The 23790-nt window shown below is 37.0% G+C and carries 20 protein-coding genes and 1 pseudogene; 5 read left to right on the forward strand and 16 right to left on the reverse strand.

Annotation, left to right across the window (positions count from 1 at the left end; translation table 11 throughout):
• Positions 1-115 precede the first annotated feature (115 nt).
• The 7 genes from GI584_RS23450 to GI584_RS23480 all read right to left on the reverse strand — a co-directional run bounded on the left by GI584_RS23450 (position 116) and on the right by GI584_RS23480 (position 7997).
• Positions 116-736, reverse strand: coding sequence for a DUF3298 and DUF4163 domain-containing protein (locus GI584_RS23450; protein ID WP_153792833.1), 621 nt, complete (start codon positions 734-736; stop codon positions 116-118).
• Between the two features lie 643 nt (positions 737-1379).
• On the reverse strand, positions 1380-2342 hold the full coding sequence (locus GI584_RS23455) for a carbohydrate kinase family protein (protein ID WP_153792834.1): 963 nt from the start codon (positions 2340-2342) through the stop codon (positions 1380-1382).
• A gap of 2 nt (positions 2343-2344) precedes the next feature.
• Positions 2345-3826 carry a glycoside hydrolase family 32 protein gene (locus GI584_RS23460; RefSeq protein ID WP_228552312.1) on the reverse strand — a complete coding sequence of 494 codons (1482 nt, stop codon included), beginning with the start codon at positions 3824-3826 and terminating at the stop codon, positions 2345-2347.
• A gap of 26 nt (positions 3827-3852) precedes the next feature.
• Positions 3853-4695 carry a carbohydrate ABC transporter permease gene (locus tag GI584_RS23465; RefSeq protein ID WP_153792836.1) on the reverse strand — a complete coding sequence of 281 codons (843 nt, stop codon included), beginning with the start codon at positions 4693-4695 and terminating at the stop codon, positions 3853-3855.
• On the reverse strand, positions 4695-5570 hold the full coding sequence (locus GI584_RS23470) for a carbohydrate ABC transporter permease (RefSeq protein ID WP_153792837.1): 876 nt from the start codon (positions 5568-5570) through the stop codon (positions 4695-4697). The genes GI584_RS23465 and GI584_RS23470 overlap by 1 nt, the downstream gene beginning before the upstream one ends.
• Positions 5571-5629: 59 nt before the next feature.
• Positions 5630-6913 carry an ABC transporter substrate-binding protein gene (locus tag GI584_RS23475; RefSeq protein ID WP_153792838.1) on the reverse strand — a complete coding sequence of 428 codons (1284 nt, stop codon included), beginning with the start codon at positions 6911-6913 and terminating at the stop codon, positions 5630-5632.
• Between the two features lie 115 nt (positions 6914-7028).
• The gene (locus GI584_RS23480) at positions 7029-7997 is read right to left on the reverse strand and encodes a LacI family DNA-binding transcriptional regulator (RefSeq protein WP_153792839.1); all 969 of its coding nucleotides are present in this window, start codon (positions 7995-7997) and stop codon (positions 7029-7031) included.
• A 478-nt stretch (positions 7998-8475) separates the two neighbouring features.
• On the opposite strand from GI584_RS23480, the gene GI584_RS23485 reads away from it, so the two are divergent.
• The 3 genes from GI584_RS23485 to GI584_RS23495 all read left to right on the forward strand — a co-directional run bounded on the left by GI584_RS23485 (position 8476) and on the right by GI584_RS23495 (position 11360).
• Complete coding sequence (locus GI584_RS23485; RefSeq protein WP_228552313.1) at positions 8476-8868, forward strand: hypothetical protein; 393 nt, start codon at positions 8476-8478, stop codon at positions 8866-8868.
• A gap of 482 nt (positions 8869-9350) precedes the next feature.
• A complete protein-coding gene (locus GI584_RS23490) occupies positions 9351-10652 on the forward strand; it encodes a chloride channel protein (RefSeq protein WP_153792841.1) in 1302 nt (433 codons plus the stop codon).
• 90 nt (positions 10653-10742) lie between these two features.
• Complete coding sequence (locus GI584_RS23495) at positions 10743-11360, forward strand: DUF421 domain-containing protein (protein WP_228552314.1); 618 nt, start codon at positions 10743-10745, stop codon at positions 11358-11360.
• Between the two features lie 816 nt (positions 11361-12176).
• Here GI584_RS23495 and pckA read toward each other — a convergent pair.
• From pckA to rlmH, 8 genes and pseudogenes are all read right to left on the reverse strand, one after another.
• Positions 12177-13757, reverse strand: coding sequence for a phosphoenolpyruvate carboxykinase (ATP) (gene pckA, locus GI584_RS23500; RefSeq protein ID WP_153792843.1), 1581 nt, complete (start codon positions 13755-13757; stop codon positions 12177-12179).
• Positions 13735-13824, reverse strand: a pseudogene (locus tag GI584_RS24185) (hypothetical protein); the annotation flags it as partial. The pseudogene GI584_RS24185 and the gene pckA, both read right to left, overlap by 23 nt.
• Before the next feature lie 302 nt (positions 13825-14126).
• A complete protein-coding gene (locus tag GI584_RS23515; RefSeq protein WP_153792844.1) occupies positions 14127-15620 on the reverse strand; it encodes a tripartite tricarboxylate transporter permease in 1494 nt (497 codons plus the stop codon).
• A 15-nt stretch (positions 15621-15635) separates the two neighbouring features.
• Complete coding sequence (locus GI584_RS23520) at positions 15636-16094, reverse strand: tripartite tricarboxylate transporter TctB family protein (RefSeq protein WP_153792845.1); 459 nt, start codon at positions 16092-16094, stop codon at positions 15636-15638.
• Positions 16095-16202: 108 nt separating this feature from the next.
• Positions 16203-17249 carry a tripartite tricarboxylate transporter substrate binding protein gene (locus GI584_RS23525; protein ID WP_153792846.1) on the reverse strand — a complete coding sequence of 349 codons (1047 nt, stop codon included), beginning with the start codon at positions 17247-17249 and terminating at the stop codon, positions 16203-16205.
• 380 nt (positions 17250-17629) lie between these two features.
• A complete protein-coding gene (locus GI584_RS23530; RefSeq protein WP_153792847.1) occupies positions 17630-18304 on the reverse strand; it encodes a response regulator in 675 nt (224 codons plus the stop codon).
• Positions 18298-19902, reverse strand: a complete 1605-nt coding sequence (locus tag GI584_RS23535; RefSeq protein ID WP_153792848.1) for an ATP-binding protein — start codon at positions 19900-19902, stop codon at positions 18298-18300. Before GI584_RS23535 ends, GI584_RS23530 begins: the two co-directional genes overlap by 7 nt.
• 287 nt (positions 19903-20189) lie before the next feature.
• Positions 20190-20669 (reverse strand): 23S rRNA (pseudouridine(1915)-N(3))-methyltransferase RlmH, encoded by a 480-nt coding sequence (rlmH, locus tag GI584_RS23540; protein ID WP_153792849.1) that lies wholly within the window; start codon positions 20667-20669, stop codon positions 20190-20192.
• Positions 20670-20829: 160 nt separating this feature from the next.
• Here rlmH and GI584_RS23545 point away from each other — a divergent pair, with 160 nt between their 5' ends.
• A complete protein-coding gene (locus GI584_RS23545; protein ID WP_100358446.1) occupies positions 20830-21189 on the forward strand; it encodes a Lin0512 family protein in 360 nt (119 codons plus the stop codon).
• A 20-nt stretch (positions 21190-21209) separates the two neighbouring features.
• Positions 21210-22202 carry an L-glyceraldehyde 3-phosphate reductase gene (gene mgrA, locus GI584_RS23550; RefSeq protein WP_153792850.1) on the forward strand — a complete coding sequence of 331 codons (993 nt, stop codon included), beginning with the start codon at positions 21210-21212 and terminating at the stop codon, positions 22200-22202.
• A gap of 312 nt (positions 22203-22514) precedes the next feature.
• Here mgrA and manA read toward each other — a convergent pair whose 3' ends face one another.
• Positions 22515-23474 carry a mannose-6-phosphate isomerase, class I gene (gene manA, locus GI584_RS23555; RefSeq protein WP_153792851.1) on the reverse strand — a complete coding sequence of 320 codons (960 nt, stop codon included), beginning with the start codon at positions 23472-23474 and terminating at the stop codon, positions 22515-22517.
• Positions 23475-23790: the final 316 nt, after the last annotated feature.

Here is a 23790-nt window from a genome sequence, read left to right on the forward strand (position 1 = left end):
TACCAGTCATATTAATAAATTTCAGAGTAAAGTTAAAGAACAAATAAAGCATTTTTAATGAACCACTCTCAGCTATCGTCTATCTTGACCTATACCTATCCTTATAATAGGAACATTAATTATTAACAGCCAATCGTCCGAGTGGACCATCTTCAACTATAATATCCTGGAGATCATATACCGAAATAGGGAACATAGGGAACCCAAAAACATACGGAGTAATTTCATATAGTTGGAAGTAAATAACAAGGGTTTTGTCCGCAATATAAAAGTCTTGATCAGGTCGAATACCGGTGAATTCGCCCAAAAGAGGGATATCCCGCTGCTTTATTTGTTGATCAACTAAGCTGGAGAGTCTCTCCACATAATTACTTCCTGGCTTAAATAATTCACTCAGCTCACATTTCTCCCCTTTTTCCAGATCAAATGTTAGCGACTTTATATAGGTTATCCCATGTGCCGCCTGGCAGTGATACGTATAATTGGAAAGTGATAAACTCAGTACTTGACGCTGGTTGTTTTTTATTTCATATAATCCAATCATTTCTTCCACTGCAGTTGGCATATTTCCAATTTGTTCGTTTATCAGCTGTTGGGTTTGATCAATAATCGCATGATTAATCAACCCTTCCAATTCCTGATTTTGCAACGCTGCCACTTGGGGGTAAAAAACGGTTTTATTGTAACCGTCACTGATTTTGTGCGTTTCTATATGGACTGGAAATGTGTAAGGCATCATCACCCATCCTCTCCTGTTTTTACTTATTGTATTCTTCTAGAAAGGAATGTGTGTAATTGCCTAAGTGAAGAATTGAATTGCTTTATACATATTGCAATTCTCATTTCATACACTCCCCTATTAAAACATTCTTCCTTTTTAATGTAACAGGAGATTGTGCAAAAAATTTTCTAATAGATGCTGGTAAAAATAACGAAATAAGCCGTACATCTCTTCATTGGCTCTTTTTTATAGGTCCATTAAATTATAAAGGAGAAGAGAAATCATCATCATTAGACGATTTCTCTTCTCTCTGTTTTGTGACGTCCCAAAACCATTTCATAATTCTAATTTTATCTTAAGGTACACCTAATAAAACCAACAAAATAGGATTTATAGCTTTACAAGACTCTCTTTTGATAAGGGTAGCATTTACCTTTTCCACAATCCTGCGTTGTTGTTCTTGCTCAATAGATTCAATAAGAAGTGTTGTGGCTAATAATGCCTGTCACCGCCCGTAAATTGTGATAATTTGTCGATTCTATTTTATTGTTAGCTCTTATGTAAGTACCAATAATACAAAAGAGCCCAGATACTACAAAAGAACATTTGTCTAATGTAATTCCTGGCCCTATGATAACAAGCTCTGAATTATAATCTCTTACTTTCCGGAAACAAAGGTTTCTACTTCCTCTGTCGTTGGCAAAGCACTAATTGCACCATGTTTCGTTGTGACCATTGCTGCTACAGCGTTAGCAAAGGTACCCATAGAAACTAATTCATCTCGAGTTAAGTCTGTAAGTTTTTTATCCATTAATGAGAATTGATATAAGAAGGCGCCGATAAAAGAATCTCCTGCTCCCGTTGTATCCATGGAATGAACATCAAATCCTGGCACACTTATTTTCTTTCCACCTATAAAGAACGTCACACCCTTTTTACCTTTTGTTAGAATTAATAACTGAATAGGTTGAGACAATAGATGGTTAATTCCTTCTTCTTCTGTATCTTCTCCTGTAATGAATCTTAGCTCTTCATCACTTACTTTTAAAATATCCGCATAAGGAATAAATGCTTGAATCGTTTGAGCATATAATACTTGATTATCCCAAAGGTTTTGTCTTACATTAGGATCAAAAACTACTAATCCATCTTCTTCCTTTATTTTTTTGATTGCTTCGATATGGGCATATTTCACTTCACTTTCAATCAAACTGACAGAGCAGAAATGTAAGATATCATGGTCCGTAAAGGGAATCGTTCTTATATACTCCCTTTCTAGAAGCATATCAGCACTAGGTTTCCGGTAAAAAGCAAATTCTCGTTCGCCGCCCTGTTTTAACGCAACAAATGCTAATGCCGTGTTGGCTTTATTCGTTTGTAACATGTGGGTAACATCTACTCTATTCTCAGCTAATACATTTTTTAAGTAGTAGCCAAACATATCTTCACCAACTTGACCAATGAAAGCACTCTTTCCTCCCAGTTTTGCAATGGTAGCTGCAACATTAGCAGGTGCGCCTCCAGGTACCTTTTTAAAACTTTCGACCTCACTCATAGAAACGTCTACTTCGTGAGGAATAAAATCTATGAGAGCCTCTCCAATTGTATATACCTTTTTCATCGTTAAACCTCGATATCCCATTTATCCAGACGATCAACCTCTATTTCACCTTCAGCGATGATTTTTATATGATCCGCCTTTTGTGTTGGATAAATAGTAGACGTTAACGTGTATTTGCCATGATTTGCAAAAACTTCTATTGAGGCCCGGTCAAGGAAAATCTCTAATTCAATTTTATTATTTTCTGGCTCGCAATAAACGGAGCGTTTATACACATGTTCCTCTTCATTACCGACAAGCTCGATACCACTGTCTATCCGATTTAGTTCTAGAAAGCTTGTTTCACAATCATAGCTTACTAGTGTTTTCTCAACCTGATTGGAACGAACTTCTAGGTCAAATCTTTTCCCAGCTTTTACATCTAATACTAATTCAATAGCACTAACTTCAGCTGATAATTCCTCAAACGCTTTTGTTTCATCTGATAATTTAATCGTCTTGTAACTTTGTTTATTGGTATAGTAATTTTTGATTTCTGCAACAGGTCTTTGATAGACATGATTGTTTTGTGTAAAAAGTTCCCTAGGCAATGTCATCGAACCAGCCCAACCATGTTGTTCCGTCTCCGTTGGAATGTTTCTTCCCCACATTTGCATCCAGGAAATCATGATTCTTCTATTTTTGTCATCTTCAATCGTTTGTGGAGCATAGAAATCTAGACCATAATCCAATTCTTCAACCGTTTCTTTATGGAAAATTCCTTTTTCCCAATCCATTTCTCCAACAATAGCGAGAACGGAGTGCGTATTCAGGAAATTATTTTCTTTTTTAGGCAATCCTTCGACTGAGAACAGCAGAACATCCTTACCATCTAATTCGAATATATCAGGGCACTCCCACATCGGTCCCTCATCTATTTCCCCGTTTAACATGACAGAAACAAACTCCCAATCAAGTAAATCCTTCGATTTATATAGTAGAATTTGTCCTCCACCATCTTCTTTTTTGGAAGCAATTAAGGAATAATAGAAATCACCCTTCTTCACTACTTTCGGGTCTCTGAAGTCCTGTGGTTTTGCATTTTCCGGCAAATCAGCTTCCGTTATAACCGGATTTTGTTCCACTTTCTCAAAATTAATACCATCTGAGGAAACAGCAATACATTGCACTTGTCTAATATCTTCTTCTGTCTCACCCTCGATATGACCCGTGTACATTAGATAGAGCTTTCCATCCTTTTCGATAGCTGTTCCAGAAAAACAACCATCTTTGTCATATGATTGATCTGGGGCTAGTGCGACAGGAACAGTTTCCCAGTTTACTAAGTCTTTACTTTTTGAATGACCCCAGTGCATGGGTCCCCATACCGCTTTATACGGATAATATTGATAAAATAAATGATATTCACCTTTATAATATATAAATCCGTTTGGATCATTAATCCACCCAATCGGTGCCATTGCATGATAGTCATTTCTATAGTCAGCTATGACACGCTCCCTATTTTCCTCAATATAAGTATTCGCTTGTTTTAGTGTGTACATCATTATCCCCCTGTAAATAATTTTCTCTATTTAATTCCCGTTCCAGATCCACCAAGTCCCTGAAGTATATACTTCTGAGCAAATATATATACGATAATTAGTGGTATCGTTGAAATCGTAAGGATTGCCATTACCTGATTTGTATAAACAGGCTGGGTTGTATTAATATTTGTAATAGCTACTTGGAGTGGAAACTTATCTGTATCTGTTAATACCATTAATGGCCATAAGTAATCATTCCAACTAGCGATAAAGGATAGTGTTCCGACAGTAGCCACTGCAGGTTTAGACATTGGTAATATAATCTTCCAAAAAACAACCCAATTGTTTGCTCCATCTAATTTGACCGATTCAATAATTTCATCTGGTACCGCCTTAAAAAAGTTCCTAAACAAGTAAATGAAAAACATGTTTCCAATCATCGGTAACACAACCGCTAATCGTGTATTAAGAATGCCTAACGTGTGTGCCACGGTAAACTGGGTAATGATAATTGTTTCCACTGGGACAATTAACAAAACTAGTAATACACCGAATAACAACTTCTTCCCTCTAAACTCAAATTTTGCAAAAGCAAACCCTGCCATCGCATTAACCATAATAGAACCCACCGTAATTGTTAATGCATAGATAATACTATTGATTACATATTGAGGAACATTAAATCTTGAAAATAATTCTTTATATGTTAGAAACCATTGAGAAACATCAAGTGAAGGAAGTAAGGATTGTATGCCGCCCATATCAAGATAAATCTCTGCTTCAGGTTTCATGGAAGAAACGACCATCCACAACATAGGAAAGATAAATATACAAGCTAACAAAATCAGGAAAAAATATTCAATTGATTTCTTAAGCTTCTTGTTCATTACATGTCATCCTCCTTTGTTAACCTGCTTTGCAGCAATGTTATGATTCCAATGATTATTCCAAAAATAACCGTCATCGCACTCGCGTATCCTATCATTCGATCGGAGAATCCCGATTGGTAAATATAATAGACCGGTGTCATGGTAGAATTCATTGGTCCACCTTGTGTCATCACCATCGGTTGGATGATTAATTTAAATGCTGAGATTAAGGTCGTAATCATAATTAAAACAGAAGTGGGCTTTAACAAAGGCAACGTAATATGAAAAAAGTTCTGCCATTTGTTAACCCCATCAATTTTACCTGCTTCATACACGGTAGATGGGATATTTTGAAGCCCCGCTAGAAAAATTAACATCTGATAGCCTGCACCCTGCCAAGCGGACACAAACACAATGGTTATCATCGCTTGCTTTGGACTGCTTAAGAAAGGCTGAGCTTCTATTCCGATATTTGCTAATAAGCTATTAATCAAACCTTCTGATGGATTTAATAGATATAACCACAGGACGGATATAACAACTAATGACAAAACTACTGGAGAAAAGTAGGCAATCTTGAAAAATATATTTCCTTTTCTCGGTTTATTAATTAATAACGCTAATCCTAAAGCTGCACCTACTTGTATGGGAATGACGAAAACAACAAATAGGACGATATTTTTTAAACTTTGAATAAAAATTGGATCTTTAAAGATTTCAATGAAATTTTGCAATCCAATAAATTGACGCTGATCTGGTGTTAATAAATAATAATCCGTAAAAGCATAATAAATGGCCATTAAGGCAGGTATAACTAGGAAGGTTCCTAATAATATTAGAGCAGGTGTTAAAAACGCATATGCTGCTAAATTCTCTCTCTTATTAGTATTCATCAGTCAAAACTCCTTTTAAAGATTCCGACTTGGGTCAAACCAAGCCGGAGTAACCTATCTTATTTCAACGCTTTTTCCATTTGACCGGTTTTTTCATCTAACAATTTTTGTACATCACTATTTTCTTCATAATAAGCGGCATCGCTGACCGTCTGTTGGAAAACTCTGCTTACCTGCGGATAGTTAGGTAAAACTGGTCTAGCATGCGCCGAATTTTGGTTTTGTTGAATTAAGACATTCATTTGAGGTGAAACTTTATCTTGCACCTCTTCAACAACTGAATGAGCTGCCGGAAGAACACTATTCGCTAAAGTAATTTCCGTTAAAGATTCTGTGGATGTCATAAAATCAATCAATGCACCAGCAGCTTCCTGCTTTTCAGATGAAGCAGCCATCGCATATTGCCAGCTACCTGATGGAGATACTAATTCGTCTGTATCCGGAGATGTCGGGTATGGCATAACACCATATTCCACATCTGGATAGTCCTCCATTTCAGCAATTGTCCATGATCCGCCGAACTTCATTGGGTACTCAGCCGTATGGAATCCTTTTTCAACTGGAGTAATTGTCGTGTATCCCTCTTTGACCATTTCCTGAATAAAACGAAATGTTTTGACTGAGTTTTCATCATTAAAATGACCTTCCGCTGTCGAACCATCTTCAGACACTAAATTTCCACCTTGCGACCATAAAAATGGTGAGAAGGCATACATTAACCATTCACTTTTATCATCAAAACCCATATCAATTGCAGCAGTATCGTGAGTATTAACTAACGTTTCACTAAGCTCCATAAATTGATTCCAATCCCAAGGTTCTTCAACGGTTGGTAACGTAGATAAATCAATACCTGCTTCTTCGAGCATTTGTTTATTATAGAAGATTCCAACACCAGATTCTGAATACCCTACCGCATATAATTGATCGTCATAGGTACCTTGTTGAATAATACTTGGTAATAAGTCATCTTTATTTGTTATATAATCACCTATTGGCGCAATCATTCCGGCCTCTGCATATGCCGCTGTATTAGGTCCATCCAAGGTTAAAACATCTGGTAATGTATCTGTTGTTAAAGCGGCATTAATTTTATCTTCGTATCCGCCTCCAGCTCCACTCCTCGGAATAAACTCAATCTTAGCGGAGTATGTTCCTTCATTCTCTTCATTAAATCGATCAATAATACTTTGCATTGCTTCCCCTTCAGGCGTTTCATCTGAAGTGTGGACCCAAAGAGATACTTCATTATCATTAGCATTTGATGATTCCTCTTCTCCACCACAAGCTGTAATAATAATTGCCATCAAAACTAAAACAGTTAAAAACATAACCTTTTTCATTTCTAATAACCTCCTCGCATTAATATGTAACCGCCTACACCGAAATTATATGTCATCCGGTTTCATATGTCAACCGGATGACATATAATTCAAATAAATAGACCACCCCACTGTGTTAGGTTGTCTCGCTTTCTATCAATCTAACAGGTAAGATGGTTTCCATCTGACTATGATCCCCTTCTTCATTTATTTCTTTCATTAAAATATCAATCGTTTTTTCAGCAATCTCTCTTATCGGTTGTTGGATCGTACTTAATTCAGGTAGTAGTAATCTAGTTGTCTCTGTCCCGTCATAGCCAATAACTTTAAAATCAGAAGGTATGTTTCTTTTCCTCATTTTAGCTTCTCTCATGACCGCTGAGGCAATTAGATCATCACTGGCAAAAATACTCTCTACTAGTGGGTTTTCATCGAATAATTGTTTGATGACTGCTTGATTATCTCCCTCTGTTTCATAGGTAATAGGGGTCAATTGATTGTCCTTCATAACATCCTCATATGCTTTTCTTCTTAAATTGGCTGGAGTCTCTAAATAACTCGGACCATTAATATGAATAATGTTTCGACAGCCTTTGTTAATTAATAACTGGGTGGCTTGTCTTCCTCCATCATAATTATCACTTGAAACAACAGGAATATTTTCCGACAAATAACGGTCAACTCCAACAACTGGGAGAGTTGGTATATCGTATTCCTTTACGCCTCGATTATGAGCTCCAGCTATGATTCCATCCACTTGATTTCTTTGAAGCATCCTCAAATAACTTCTCTCTTTATCTTCTTGCCCTTGACTATTACACAACAAAATTTTATATCCTAAAGATGCTGCAATATTTTCTATATAAAAAATAAGTTGTCCATAAAATGGATTCGTTGTAGTAGGAAAAATAACACCAATTAAGAATGTTTTCTTGATAAACAACGACCTTGCCACATCATTAGGAAAATAATTAAGTTGTTTCATCGCCTCATCTACTTTTTTTCTAGTCTCTTCTCCTATATAACCTCGATTATTCAAAACTCTAGAAACAGTTGTTGGTGAAACACCCGCAACTTTAGCAACATCTGAAATTTTCGGCTTCACATTAAATTTCTCCTATCGGCTATTTTCCAAAATATTTAGCGGTTACATTTAGTTAATTCGGTGATAATCTTACCACATTTTTAATTAAAAGTGGTAACCATAAGAATAGATAGAAAAGGGTGGCTTAGTTCGATTTTGCTTCTAACATGTGATGGTGTGAAATTGCGATTTCTCAATTATCTTCACGGGATATGCCACGCTGTAGACGGGATAATGGGTCCGCTTCACAGGATAAGTCTTCATTTCCAGTCAAGAGAAGGTATTATCCAGTGAAGTCAGAGAGTTATTCTGCTTAACCAACTCGGTGTTTCAGTTACTTTTCATCGGATAAATTGCATAAATATATGAACCGAGACTAACACTACACATAAAACTATTTGGGGGTATTACTAACATGAACCAGATTATTCTATGGTCACTTTTGATATTGCCTTGGGCGTCCTTGTTTTTTTTGAAAATGGAAACGGTGCGCAGGTACATGCCAGTCGCTCTATTTATGACCGTTATACATACCTTGGCATATCAAGCGGCTTACCATTACGGATGGTGGGAAGAGACGGATTCCAGTCTTTTCGGATGGGATAAAGTCGTCCCGGTTCCTTGGGTGTATGGAGCATATTTAGTTATAGTTATCTGGGTATTCCACTTTACTTTCGGGAAATTTTGGGTGTATTTGACTGTCAATATACTTTTGGACGGGTTATATATGTACCTCGTTTATCCGGTAGGGCAACGGATGGGGCTTGTTTCGAGTGAATCGACTTTGCCTACAATAGCTATTGTTGCTATGATGGTCGGTTTTTCGCTTATCATCTATCTGTATCAACTGTGGCAGGACGATGTATTCAAACAGCCACAGCGAAACTCATAAATGATCAAGAACTGACTTGATGTCCGCTTCATTTGAGAAGGAAATCGATTTAACCGAAAACATGGATACCTCTGATTCGAAGACTTGTTCACGTCGACTTTATAATAGCGATTATCTTGCTCCACAAACTGTACGAAGCAGTAGATTTCGCACCATTCTACATTTACTTTCTTCATACCGTAAGAACTTGCTGCAAAAGTTGAACGATCCCACTAGTCATATCCTGCATCTGGCGTATCCCATGGCTCCGACTCTGGCTCGGTTGAAGAAGCAAGGTCTTCCATATTTAATATTTTTCTTATAGATAAAGATTATAGATCACCCTTAACTGATCCGCTTCCTTCAAACAACGTGCCTTCTACTTCTGATCCCATTTGGCTTCTTTCGTAATTGGCTATTCACCATTTCTTTTAATAATTTTAATACGACAGGAAACTATAGAATGAGATCCCCTAAGAGAAAGAAAAGAGGCGAATGGGTGAATGTTGTTAAAGTATAAAAACTTTTTTTCCGTTCTGGTTCTATGGATTATCTTTGGAAGCATAATTGGTACAGTTGTCGGCTCAACAACCTATTTCCTTTTAGAGACAAACGATTATCTAGGTGATGAGATACGAGCAAAAAGAGATTGGCTTATCTTCCTTCTTCCCTTTGGTGGAATAATCATAGGATACATCTATATGAACTACGGAAAGGTATTTTCGAATAATACGTTGAATGATACTTCTAAGCTAAATAATCTCGTGATAGACTCCGTTCATGAAAAAAAAGAGGTACCGCTGAGAATGGGGCCTATCGTCTATTTCGCGACTTTTATTACCGTCCTTTTTGGGGGTTCTACAGGTAGGGAAGGTGCTGCTGTCCAAATGGGAGGGAGTGTAGCTGCAGCGGTCAACAAATACTTTAAGGTAAGCAAGTTCGATAAGAAAATTTTTATGATGAGCGGTATAAGTGCTGGTTTTGGTGCTGCCTTTGGAGCGCCAATCACCGGGGCTGTTTTTGGCATGGAAATGGCTACTTTAGGAAAAATGAAATTGGAAGCATTTGTTCCTTGTCTTACCGCAAGCTTTGTTGGCCATTATATAACTACAGTAGCCTGGGGACATAAACATGAGGAATTTATCATACAAACCGTACCGGAAATAACTATTACTACCTTTATAATCGTTATTCTGCTATCCGTCCTTTTTAGCCTGATAAGTGTTTTATACTGTCAATTGAGACATGGGATAGAAAAAATCTCGGAGAAGCTTTTCAAAAAAAATCACATGAAAAAAGCCTTTTTTGGAGGAATCATCATTGTAGTATTAACATTGCTTATTGGTTCACAAGACTATAACGGCCGGGGATTAGAGATGTTGGAGCAATCTTTTAATGAAGACATTCCACCATTTGCTTTTCTGGCCAAGCTAGCATTTACTGCGGTAACCCTTGGCAGCGGATTTGTTGGCGGGGAAGCTATCCCTTTATTTTTCATCGGGGCAACATTAGGTAATGCCTTACACACGTTCATTGATTTACCGATATCATTTCTCGCTGCATTAGGATTAATCGCTGTTTTTTGTGGAGGAGCTAATACTCCTATAGCAGCTTTCCTGCTGTCCATGGAGATGTTTGATGGAAAAGGATTAGAATACTTTTTTGTTGCTTGTTTAGTCAGCTATCTATTCTCAGGACATCATGGACTATGGCCTTCTCAAAAAATATATGAGCCTAAGAGCAGATTATATAATATTCTTCTCGGAGAAACGATTGAAAACGTTGAAAATAGGAAAAAGCTTTAATGGTTGTCATTTGAAGAATAAAGTAATGAATATCATCCACAATAAGCAATAGATCGTAAATATATTTTTAGCAACGTTTGAAAAGAGGGGATGTTTGTGGATTTACATTTCATATGGAAAGCTATTGTCGTCGTCATAGGAGGCATCCTGATTTTGCGGTTAGCTGGAAGAAAATCAATCTCACAGCTTACCGTTGCTCAGACTGTCATGATGATAGCTGTTGGTTCATTGATTATTCAACCTGTTGGCGACAGGAACATTTGGATTACAATGGTGATCACCTTTCTAATGGTAAGTACTCTTCTCTTTATTGAGTATATCGTTTTGAAATCGGATACGCTTGAGACTTTTATTTATGGTAAATCACTTATAGTAGTCGAAGACGGCCAAATTAATGAAAGCAATTTAAAGAAGCTACGGTTAACGGTTGATATGCTTGAAGTACGTCTGAGACAACAAAACATTCAGCATTTTTCTGATTTAAAATGGGCTACAATCGAATCGAACGGACAGTTAGGATATATGTTAAAGTCTAATAAACAATATGCTACGAAAGAGGATATTGAGATGCTGAAATCGCTGATCGAATCAAATCAATCTAACCCTCCTAATGAAAGAGGGCAAACCAACGCAAGTGTTCCAGATAACATATTTACTGAGGTTAAAAATAGAGAGCATATAGAAAAACCAAAAGAGAATTTGGATTAATAATAAAAGGTTCCATCTTAGCATGATGATTTACGTTCTTGAGCAAGGAACATTCTTTAGGAGAATTGCTGCACCTTTCCTCTAGAGACAAGCAGGAATCAAGCATTTGTTACTTCTACATCTTATTTTATTACCGTCATTTCCCTTGTTGAATTCAAGACACCCGACACCCTTTAGTTTAATAAAAATATTTATAAATCTTGTCATTTAACATTTAGGTAAATGGGTACTTTTTCCTATAAAGAGAAAGACAATGAAAAGAATATAAATGAAATGGTGGGTATAAATCAAACTCTTAGCTTAAGGAACTTTGTGCTTACAATATATAAGAAGGCATAAAAGTTATGGTCAATTGCTTGTTTAACAATATGTTGTCATTTTATGGTAAACAACTATTCCATATTGTTTTGTATAAAACAAAAAAGGAGCTCAAACCTCTGAACTCCTATCTTTTGAAATCATTAATTCGCTTTCAGTTTTTCAATTTTTTGCTTATGAAATCCATTCAAAATCAACCAGACTACCAAACTCACCTCATAAACGTCTACGGGTAATGCAATGAGCCCTTTTACTGTAGAGAAAGGTTCCTTGTTCATCAGAATAATGACTTGTTATTTTTTTGACGGTAATAAATTTTTACGCTTTTATTACATTTTTATTCTCTTTTTGAAGCGGCTTTGTATTAATTTATGTTCGTCTTGTAGAGCTTCTTGATTTTATATCTCCACTTAAAGTTAAAATCCTTTACACAACTCTAATTATTTAAAACTCTTTATTATCACATTTATATATATTTCTACCTGTTCTACCTATTGATTAAATTTTCGGTCCTGCTTGTTTTATTTCTGGCATTACATTAGAAAAGCGTTCGAAATTGGAAATAAACCTTTCTGCTAACTCTTGTGCTTTTTTGTCATAAGCGTTTTTGTTTCCCCATGTTTGACGAGGGTTTAATATTTCTGTCGGAACCCCTGCTATTGTTTCTGGAATAAATAAACCGAAATGAGAATCTTGTTGGTAATTAACTTTCTCCAAATCACCATTAATTGCTGCCCGAACCATGGTACGAGTGTTTGCTAATTTTATTCTTTCACCGACTCCATATGCACCGCCGGACCACCCAGTATTTACAAGATAAACACGTACATCATGGTCATCAATTTTTTTACCAAGTAACTCAGCATATATATTAGGGTCAAGCGGTAGGAACGGTTCACCAAAACAGGTGGAAAAAGTAGCTTCCGGTTCCGTAACGCCCCTCTCCGTACCAGCAAGTTTCGATGTATACCCGCTCAAGAAATGATACATAGCCTGTTCTTTCTTCAACTTCGAAATCGGCGGAAGTACACCGAATGCATCCGCTGTAAGAAAAATAATCACTTTCGGATGACCAGCAATGCTCGGGCTAACCGCTCCAGGGATGTTTTCAATCGAATAAGCAGCACGGGTGTTTTCCGTATATGTGTTAGCATCAAAATCTAACAATCTAGTTTCAGGATCAATCACTACGTTCTCTAAAACAGAACCATATTTAATTGCCCTCCATATTTGTGGTTCTTGTTCCTGAGATAGCCCGATACATTTAGCATAACAGCCCCCTTCAAAATTAAAGACACCGGTATCGGACCAGCCATGCTCATCATCACCGATAAGCTTACGATTTGGATCTGCTGACAGTGTTGTTTTTCCTGTTCCTGATAAGCCAAAAAACAATGCCACATCGTCAGGACTGTCACCCATATTAGCAGAACAATGCATAGGCAATATGCCTTCAAATGGCAACAAAAAATTAAGCACACTGAATACAGATTTTTTCATTTCACCTGCGTAGGCAGTACCGCCAATGAGCACGATTCTTCTTTCAAATGAAATAGATATGAATGTTTCTGAATGAAGCTCATCCTTCATTGGATCGGCTTTTAATCCAGGCAGACAAATTATTGAAAAATCAGGTTCCTTTTTTCCTGAATCATGCTCTTCATGTTGAATTAATAGTTGCTTCACGAATAGATTATGCCAGGCTAATTCATTGATCACCCGAATGGAGATTTGGTGGTTTGGGTCAGCACCGGCTGCTCCTTCAAACATAAACAGCTCTCGACCAGACATATAGGCTAACGCTTTTTTGTAAAGTGAATCAAATGTTTGCTCAGAAATCGGTTGGTTGATTTTCCCCCACTTCACCCGTCCTTTTGTAACGGAATCTTCTACAATATATTTATCCTTTGGTGACCTACCTGTAAACTCTCCTGTATAGGCATGAAGCGCCCCTTTCTCTGTTAGTATTGATTCCTTTAGCGAAATGGACTTTTCGACTAGCTCTGATACAGATAAGTTATTGTATACCTTTCTAGAATAAAGCGCATCCATCTCATTAAGCGTCTTCATATTTCTCATTCCTTTCGTTCTCTTGTTCTATGCAATTCGGGCTGCACATAGCATAAAGAGTGGTTACTTTTGAAGAAGGGAACGTTTCTACAACACTTTCACAATATACACAGACAACAACACCCCTATTAGGAAGACTTTAGTAATTTCTCATTTTCAATTATCCTCGCCTTCATATAAGCAGAAAGCTCTGCTACTCGACAGGAGTAAGCCCATTCGTTATCATACCAGGCTAAAACTTTTATCTGATCTCCCCATTACTGCAAGCGAAAACATCTAATATTAAATAATATATTTCCCACCCCACTTCCTCTTTGATAGCCTGACCGCCAGTACTATCACGAACAATAGCTATAACTTTCTCATATGCAATTACCTTTAACTAGCTTTTTTCTTAGACCAGATACTTTTGGCAATCGGGAAGGCAAATGAAAGCACAGATAAAATAATTAAAACGAGTGAAATATTGTTTTCAAACATAATAGAAATACTTCCATTGGAAATTGTCATCGATTGTCTAAAAGATTGTTCCATCATACCACCTAGGATAAACGCTAAAATAAAAGGTGGAGCTGGGAATGCAAACATTCGCATCAAGAAACCGATGACACCGAATGCTAATAATAAATACAAGTCAAAAACACTGAAACTAATTGCATATACCCCAATTAAACTAAACATTAAGACTAACGAAATTAATAGTGGTCTAGGAATGGTTAAAATTCTAGCGATATAAGGAATTAATGGTAAATTTAAGACCAATAGAAAAATGTTACCGATATACATACTAGCAATAATACCCCAGAAAACTTCAGGGCGATCTCCCATTAACATTGGTCCTGGTTGTAATCCTAATACTAAGAATGCACCTAACATAACGGCTGTCGTACCTGAACCTGGAATACCAAGACTTAATAACGGTACAAACGCACCACTAGTCGCAGCATTGTTAGATGCTTCTGGAGCAGCTAGCCCTTTAACCGATCCTTTTCCAAACTCTTCTGGCTTCTTAGCAATTCGCTTCTCAGCAATGTAACTAATAAACGATGCAATAGTTGCACCGGCACCTGGTAAAATACCTAAGATAAATCCAAGTAAAGATTGGCGGCCCACCGGACCACTCATTTCCTTCACATCATCTTTAGATAATTTTAAGCTGCCAATTTCTTTTCCAGAACCAGTTGCAGATTTATGACGACTCATAACTAAATAACAAACTTCTGCAATGGCAAATAACCCTAAAGCAATGACTAGAAAATCAATACCATCTAATAAATTCATGCTACCAAATGTGAATCGACCTGTTCCTGTTTGAGGATCAATTCCAATTGTTGCAATCATAAAACCAACAACTGCTGAAATAAGTGCTTTAATCGTTGAGCCTTCTGATAAACTAGCAATGGCAGTAAGACCTAGTAACATTAAAGCGAAATAAGCAGGTGGTCCAAACGAGATCGCCACACTCGCCAACATCGGTGCAAAAATCATCAGTAATACAACACTAATGGTTCCACCGGCAAATGAGGAGATAGCCGCAATCGCTAGTGCTTTCCCTGCTTTACCCTGCTGCGCCATCGGGTATCCATCAAATGATGATGCAACAGTTCCTGAAATGCCTGGCGCATTCAACAATATAGAGGATGTCGAACCACCAAATACCGCACCATAATAAACACCTGCCATCATAACCAGCGCTAAAGTCGGATCCATTCCGTACGTAATCGGAATCATTATCGCAATCGCACTAATAGGACCAAGTCCAGGTAGCATTCCGATAAATGTACCTACAAACACACCTAATAATACGAATAGAATACCTTCCCAACTAAAGGCCACTTCAAAACCTGTTAAAATTCCTTCAATAGCTCCCATGCTTCCCCTCCTCTCTTAAAACGGTAGTATTCCTTGTGGTAGTTTAATTTGAAGCATAAAAACAAAAATACTATATAGAGCTATCGGAAACACAATTGATACAATTGCATTCACAATATGGTTTTTATAACCTAAAAACCATGAACAAAAATAAACGAACAAAACAGTCATAATGATAAAACCAAGTGTTTCAAATAACATAATGTAGATTAAGAGTAATGCACCTACACCCAATAAGGCTTTAACATCTTTTTTAGGAATTCGACGCTTTGCCTTTTGCTCTTCTGAATCACTATCTTTAGAAAAAATTAGAGCAACCGATAATACTAATAAAACCCATCCCAATGTCTTTGGAACGGCATCCGCATCTACTGGAATATATGGATAGGTTGGCAATTGATAACTCATATATAAATAACCTATTGATAATAGAGCTAAGATTAAGCCAATTTTACGATTAACCCCTTGTAACATTGGAATTCACCCCTTCCTAGTCAAAACCCGCTCGGCATTATTTTCATTTAATAACTCGCTAAAAGTATCAGAAGTCAACAAGCATCCTGTTGACTTCCATTAAAGACATTATTCTAATAAACCTAATTCTTCAAGAATACTTTTTAGATTCTCTTTTTCTTCATCTAAGAATTGTTTGTATTCTTCACTGCCCATGTACATTTCGTTCCAACCATAGTTTGAACGAACATTAGCGAACGCTTCAGAATCACTTAACTCTTTAAATTTATTTTCGTAATATTCAACAGCTGCCGGGTCCATATCTTTTGGACCAAAGAAGCCTCTCCAGTTTACGAATGTTTCATCGATTCCCTGCTCTTTAGCCGTTGGGAACGTTGAAAGCACTTCACCGTCTAAACGTTCTTCAGATGTTACGGCAAGAACTTTAAGTTTATCTGCTCGAACTTGCTCAGCAACTTCAGCTACACCTGTTGAGAATACATCAGCACTTCCGTTTAATACTTGAGTCACACCACCAGCATCTGGAGCAGAAACATATTTAATTTTTGTAATATCTACACCTGCTGCTTTAGCGAAGCGTACGAACTGAATGTGGTCCATACTGCCAGGAGCAGATGTACCAACAATTGTTACACTTTGCGGATCTTCTTTCATATCCTCAAATAGTTCATTTAAATTATCCCATTTTGCATCTTTAGCAACTGCAAAAGCACCGTAGTCAGCAATCACGTTTGCAATTGGAGTAAAATCTTCATGTCCGTATTCAGACTGGCCATTTAATGGAACTAATAAAATTGGTGAAGATGATACGAATAAGTTGTGGTTACTACCTTCTTGTTCAGCCATGTAAGCCCAACCCATAGCACCTCCAGCACCTTCTTTGTTAACAACACCCATGTCTTGATCGATCAGACCTTCTTCAGTTAAAACTTGTGCTGACATTCGAGCCGTTGTATCCCAACCGCCACCAGCACCTGCTGGAGCAACAACTTCGATAGACTCTGAAGGTGTCCATTCACCATTGTCTTCACCAGAGTTTTCTTTAGTATCTTCATCGTTTACATTGTCATCATTTGATGACGTGTCTTCACCACCACATGCAGCTAAGAACATTAACATTAATACAAATATGGATAATGCTAATAATTTCTTCATGATAAACCCCCTAATAATTTTAATTTTGATAAGGAAAACCCAACTTAACGAAAAGGAGCAATGCTAAGGAGGTATTCCCACCCCTCATTTAAAGAGTGTTACAAAGTGTTGATTACTATGATAATTGTTAATCTTTTAAATGTAACCGTTTTCAAAATAACTCACATTAAAAACCTTAAATGTTTTTTGTTCATTTTGTTCACGAGATGGATATGTAATGATCAACTAATAAGGTGTCACGGTCTACTTATTGCCCAGAATAGCAGGGGATTCATTAAGGTTGGGGTATAACGAAAATTCAGCCAGTGCTGTCTGGTCTACAGTAAGTATGTTTAGTCGCCAATTTTTTTAAACAAAAAACTAGAACCATATAAATGGTCCTAGCTCTGATAATATTTCCGTTCGGGTCTGCCAACAATTCCGTATTCTAATTCCGCTTGGCACTCACCCTCTGAGATTAAATATTCTAGATACCTTCTAGCTGTTGTTCGAGATGCCCCCATTTGACGCCCCATTTCTTCAGCTGTAACACCTTTAGCGTCCTTTAGAATCTCTTTTACTTTTTTCAATGTTAAGGGATCGATTCCTTTAGGAGTATTTTGATCAGGTTCACTAAAGACTGTACTACTTCGCCCGAAATACGTATCTAGTAACTTTTGGTCAACCTCGTCCTTTTTGTCTATCTCTTCATAAAACTGTTTGAACTTTTTAACCGTATCAACAAAACGTTCCAGACTGACAGGTTTAATAATATAATCGAATATACCCTTTTTTAAGGCTTCTCGGACAATTTCTTTATCAGTTCCCGCACTAATCATAATAATCCCGATGTCTGGTTTAATTTCTTTAATTTCCTCAATAATTTCTGTTCCTAATCGATCAGGCATATAAGTGTCGAGTAAAATCAAATCAACATCCGTACCCTGGAGTTTGTCCAATGTATCGTCAGCTGTCAGTGATTTAAAGACCACTTCACAATCTTCAATATGTTTAAGAAAACCTTCATGAATAGACGCCACACGATAATCGTCTTCCGTAATCGCTACTTTCAACATTTCGCATCGTCACCTTCTTCTACTTGCTTTGGTAAGTAAACAGTGAAAACCGTACCTTCTCCTTCTTTACTTTGCACTTCAATATTTCCACGTAGTTCTTCTACAACTTCTTCCACAATAGATAATCCATAACCTCGGTCATCAGCTCCCTTAGTTGAAAAACTTTTTTCAAAAATTTTACTCTGGAGATCAGCTGGGATGCCATAACCTTCATCGCTTACTTCAAAAATAATATCATTCCCTATATCTGTTGCAAAGAAATTAACCTTCTTACTTTCACCATCACTTACTGCTTCAATGGCATTATCTAATAGGTTGCCTAAGATTGTAATCATTTTAGATGTATTAATGTGTTTAGGTAACTGAGATAATGAACTATTCTCATCAATGATTAGTTCTACTTTTTTCTCTGATGCCTTGCCTATCTTTCCTAAAAGAATAGCTTGGACCGTTTGATCCTCAATATATTTGAATAGTGTTTTCGTTTGGTGTTGATGTTGTTCATACTCCTCTTGAATTAGATCAATCGCTTCCTGATAATTTCCAAGCTGTAGTAACCCCGATAGAACGTATAGTTTATTTGTATATTCATGTGTTTGAGCACGTAAGTCCTGGGAATAACTTTTCACTTCAGATAGAGCATTTAACATCTGTTGGATTTCAGTTTTATCTCTAAAACTAGCAACCACCCCAACCGCTTCTCCATTTTCATAAATCGGCGTGCGGTTAACGATTACTACCCGATCCCTTAGTATCATCTCATCATCTACATCTGCTTTTCCTTCATGAAGTACTGTAAACATTTTGGTATTTGGTAGAACTTCATTAATATGTTTAAACTTCACATCTTCAGTCAAACCTAACATCTTTCTAGCTGAATAATTTAAAATCGTGATAATACCATCAGAATCAATGGCAATAATACCCTCTTTTACTGAGCGCAATACGGCTTTACGTTCACGATATAAAGACACAATTTCATGAGGTTCTAACCCTAAAATATCATTACGTATACTTCGGGTTAAAAATACTCCTCCGATAATCCCTAAGCCTAAAACACCTAATCCGGTTATATATAAAACTTTCAGCCGATCATAAATCGTTCCACGGATATCTTCCAGCATAAACCCAACAGAAACAAGACCTATAATCTCACCTTGATCGTTAAAAATAGGTGCCTTACCTCGAAGTGATGGACCTAATGACCCTACGGCTTCAGATTTATAATACTCACCATGTATAAGTGCCTGATCATTATCGCCTCCGACCATTTTTCGACCAATTTTAAACTCTTGGGTATGTGAATAACGTATACTATTCTTGTTACCAACAACGATAAATTCTGCACCAACCTTATCCCTGATTTTTTCTGCTATCGGCTGAATGACTTCAGATGGTTCGTCTAATTCAAACGCATCAATGACTTCAGGCATCAACGAGATGGACGTTGCAACAATTAAAGCACGTTCACCCATTGCGTTCTTCGTCTGATTCCATTCTATGTAACCATAAATACCTGTAACCAAAATAGTCACAAATAATAAAAGGGAGATGATTAAGGTTAAAATTTTTGTTTTTAATGAAAATTTTTTAGCCATTTTTGTCTTTCCTCCGTGAAGTGTCTATTACTTATGTACAGAATAACATGAAATGATAATTGCTATTCAATCAAATGTGGAATTAAAAGGTGGTCAGACAGAGAAATTTAAAACAGAGCTCTGTGAAGCTAATGTTATGCAAGAAAATATATAGAAGCATTTGACCTTGCTAAGACATTGGCATTTATCCACATACTTTATCATGAATCAGATAACACAGAGAAAGATTCCTCATCAATTCACCATTCAGAAGGCAAAATTCCAGCTTATCTTAAACTATTTTGACTCTATTTATGGTACGGTTCCCCCTTCATAATCCTCATCGCCCGATAAACCTGCTCCAACAAAACCAATCGCATCAACTGATGAGGCAATGTCATCTTAGAAAAAGACAGCGCATAATCACTTCGATCGCTAACTTCCTTACTCAATCCCAACGAACCACCGATAACAAAAACGATCTTACTTTTGCCATGAATCATTAATTGCTCTATTTTTTCGGCAAATTTCTCGGATGTTGGCATTTGTCCCATTATTTCCAGGGAAATAACGTAAGCATCTGGGGAAATTTTCGACAGGATTCGTTCGCCCTCTTTTCGTTTTACTTCCTCTTGTTCCGCTTCACTCATATTCTCTGGTGCTTTCTCATCTGGCACTTCAATTATTTCCATATTGGCATAAGCGCCCAATCTTTTCATATACTCTTGTATACCCTGTTTTAAATATTTCTCTTTTAACTTTCCTACCGCTACAATCGAAATCTTCATGTGTGTCATCCTTCCGAAAACTATCATTATTACTATTTTATCAAATCCATGACCTTGATACGAGTTGTTCATAATTGATTTACGCACCATTTTACCTTACCATTAAATATGGGGATGATTACATCTTTTGTCTCTATCATTATTAATTGGAGGCGATTTCGTGGAAAAAATCATATTTATTGAAACAGGAACTGGAATAGATGTACATGGACAAAATGTGACCAAAGCCTGTCTTCGTGCTGTTGAAAATGCCATCCACTACAATTCCATGCCTGGAATTGCAGAATACCTGCCAGAAAACAACCTTCACAACATGAAAGTTAATGTTAGACTAGCCGTTCCCATCGACAAAGAAAAAGTAGATGTAGAGCTAGTCAAAAAAGAAATACCATATGGAACCGTGACAGTTGAAGTGATTGATGGCGGTATGGCGACCACATCTGGTATTGTTCTCGAAGAAAAAGAAGACAAGAACGATCTGATGTATATTGTCAATGCAGCTGTAGAAGTAGGCTATTAAAAATATTAGGGAGGAATTTTATGACGTTTATTGCTAATCCAAAACGTTACCATGAAATACCGTATAACCGTTGTGGTAACTCAGGTATCAAGCTCCCGGCCATCTCCTTTGGCCTATGGAACAACTTTGGTGGAGAGGATACATTAGAGAATCAGCGTAGAATGTTAATGAAAGCATTTGATTTAGGTATCACTCATTTTGACCTTGCTAATAATTATGGGCCACCTCCAGGGGCAGCAGAGAAAAACTTTGGCCGCATTCTCAAGGAGGATTTTTCTCAGTACCGAGATGAAATGATCATCTCAACAAAAGCGGGCTTCAGAATGTGGGATGGGCCGTATGGTGATTGGGGATCTCGAAAGTATTTAATCTCGAGCCTTGATCAAAGCTTACAGCGCATGAACCTCGACTATGTGGATATATTCTACCACCACCGTCCTGATCCAGAGACACCTCTTGAAGAAACAATGGCCGCTCTCGATCAAACAGTCCGACAAGGAAAAGCACTTTATGTCGGCATCTCCAACTATAACGCTGAACAAACAAAGCAAGCGATTGACATATTAAAAGCACAAGGTACACCTTTTATCATCCATCAAGCCGCTTATTCCATGCTTGATCGTACAATAGAAAATGGCTTAACAGATGTGCTGGATGAACATGGGATTGGCTGTATTGCATATGTACCATTAGCTCAGGGGCTATTGACAGACAAATACTTAAGTGGCATTCCAAAAGATTCTCGTGCAGCAAAGGAATTTATACCTTTTTTAAATGAACGTGATGTATCTTCTGATAAACTACAAAAGATCAAAGCATTAAATACGATTGCCCACGATCGTGGACAAAGCTTAGCACAAATGGCTCTCGTCTGGGTATTACAGGAAAAATCAGTTGTTTCTGCATTAATTGGCGCAAGTCGTGTCAGCCAAATCGAAGAAAATGTAAAAGCATTAAATAACACTACTTTTACGCAGGAAGAACTGGATACAATTAATGATATTTTAAATTAAACATGACATCGTGCAACACTCATCAGTTTGAATAAGCAGTATTAAAGTGGACATTTAATCCTCTATTATCTTGAATCGAACGCTTTTCCTAGTGGTGACGGACATTTAGTACGCTATTCACAAGAATTATTGGGAAAATGGCTTGCATTTTGGCTAATAGCGGAATAGATGTCCGTAAACAGGCAAAAATCTTCGTTTTTACCTGAAATAACGGCATAAATGTCCTATTAAAAATGGCATACCAAACGCACTATGCTTTGGTATGCCATTTCACTTGTTATTCTATTTAAAACTTCATTATGATAAATCGAATTAAGACGTATGTGAAACAATAAATGTTGCATTACCTGCTAATTTATAATACTGAATCGTTGCCGGAATAATGAAGTGATCACCTTTTTTAATGTTGTGTGTTTGGTTATCTGTCGTAATAGTAGCTTCTCCTTCTACGATGCTCACTTGCAGGAAGTCTGCCGTTCTTTCCAACTCCGCTTCGCCATTTAAATCCCAATGATAAACGGTAAAATATTTTTCTTCTACTAACTTTTTCTCTGTTAGTCCTTGTTTATCCACAACTTCTTGGGTTAATTGCGGTGTTTCATGTGGAACAGTCGTTACTTCTTTCGCTTCTTTTAAATGTAATTCTCTTGTATTACCTGCTGCATCGGTTCGATCGTAGTCATACACTCGATAGGTAATATCCGAGCTTTGCTGTGTTTCTAAAATAACAATCCCTTTACCAATGGCATGAATCGTTCCACTTGGTACATAGACGAAATCGCCTGCTTTAACTTTGACACGACGTAATAAATCATCCCACTTGCCCTGATCAATCATATTTTCTAATTCTTCTCTTGTTTGTGCATGGTGGCCGATGATTAATTCAGCTTCTTCTTCCGCACTTAGTACATACCAGCATTCTGTCTTTCCATAAGCTTCATTAGCTACTTCTCTTGCATATTGATCATCAGGGTGTACTTGTACAGAAAGATTGTCATTCGCATCCAAAATTTTAATTAACAGTGGATAAGCTTCCTTGTTATCCACAGTTTTATTAAATAATTCACCATGATTATTCCATGCATGTAATAAGGTTTGACCTTTTAATTCACCATTTATAATTTTACTTGGGCCATTCTCATGAGCAGAAATTGCCCATGCTTCCCCTGTTTTTTCATAAGGAATAGTATAGTGAAATTCTGTATGTAATTTCTGCCCACCCCATATCCGTTCCTGAAAAATCGGTTGGAGGAAAATTGGTTCTTGATACATAAATAGACTCTCCCCTATCGTTTCTATAAGTGTACTTCTTAAAAGATACTATCTTCTACAAGCAAAATCAATCTATAGCCTGTGATTTATCCACAATTTTGTTCACAATGCACGAATTTTATCAATTATACACAACTAATCCGCAACACAAACGTTTTATCCACAAAGTTATCAACATACTCACATTTTTCTTGTATATATCGTATAAGAATTTATGTTCTACACCATATATAGACATTTATCCAGAGTTATATCCACAAGATGTGAATAACTAACAAAAAATGTGGATAAAAACTCCTGAAAGCTCTTATCCACA

It is taken from the genome of Gracilibacillus salitolerans (genome assembly GCF_009650095.1).
Taxonomy (GTDB): domain Bacteria; phylum Bacillota; class Bacilli; order Bacillales; family Amphibacillaceae; genus Gracilibacillus; species Gracilibacillus salitolerans.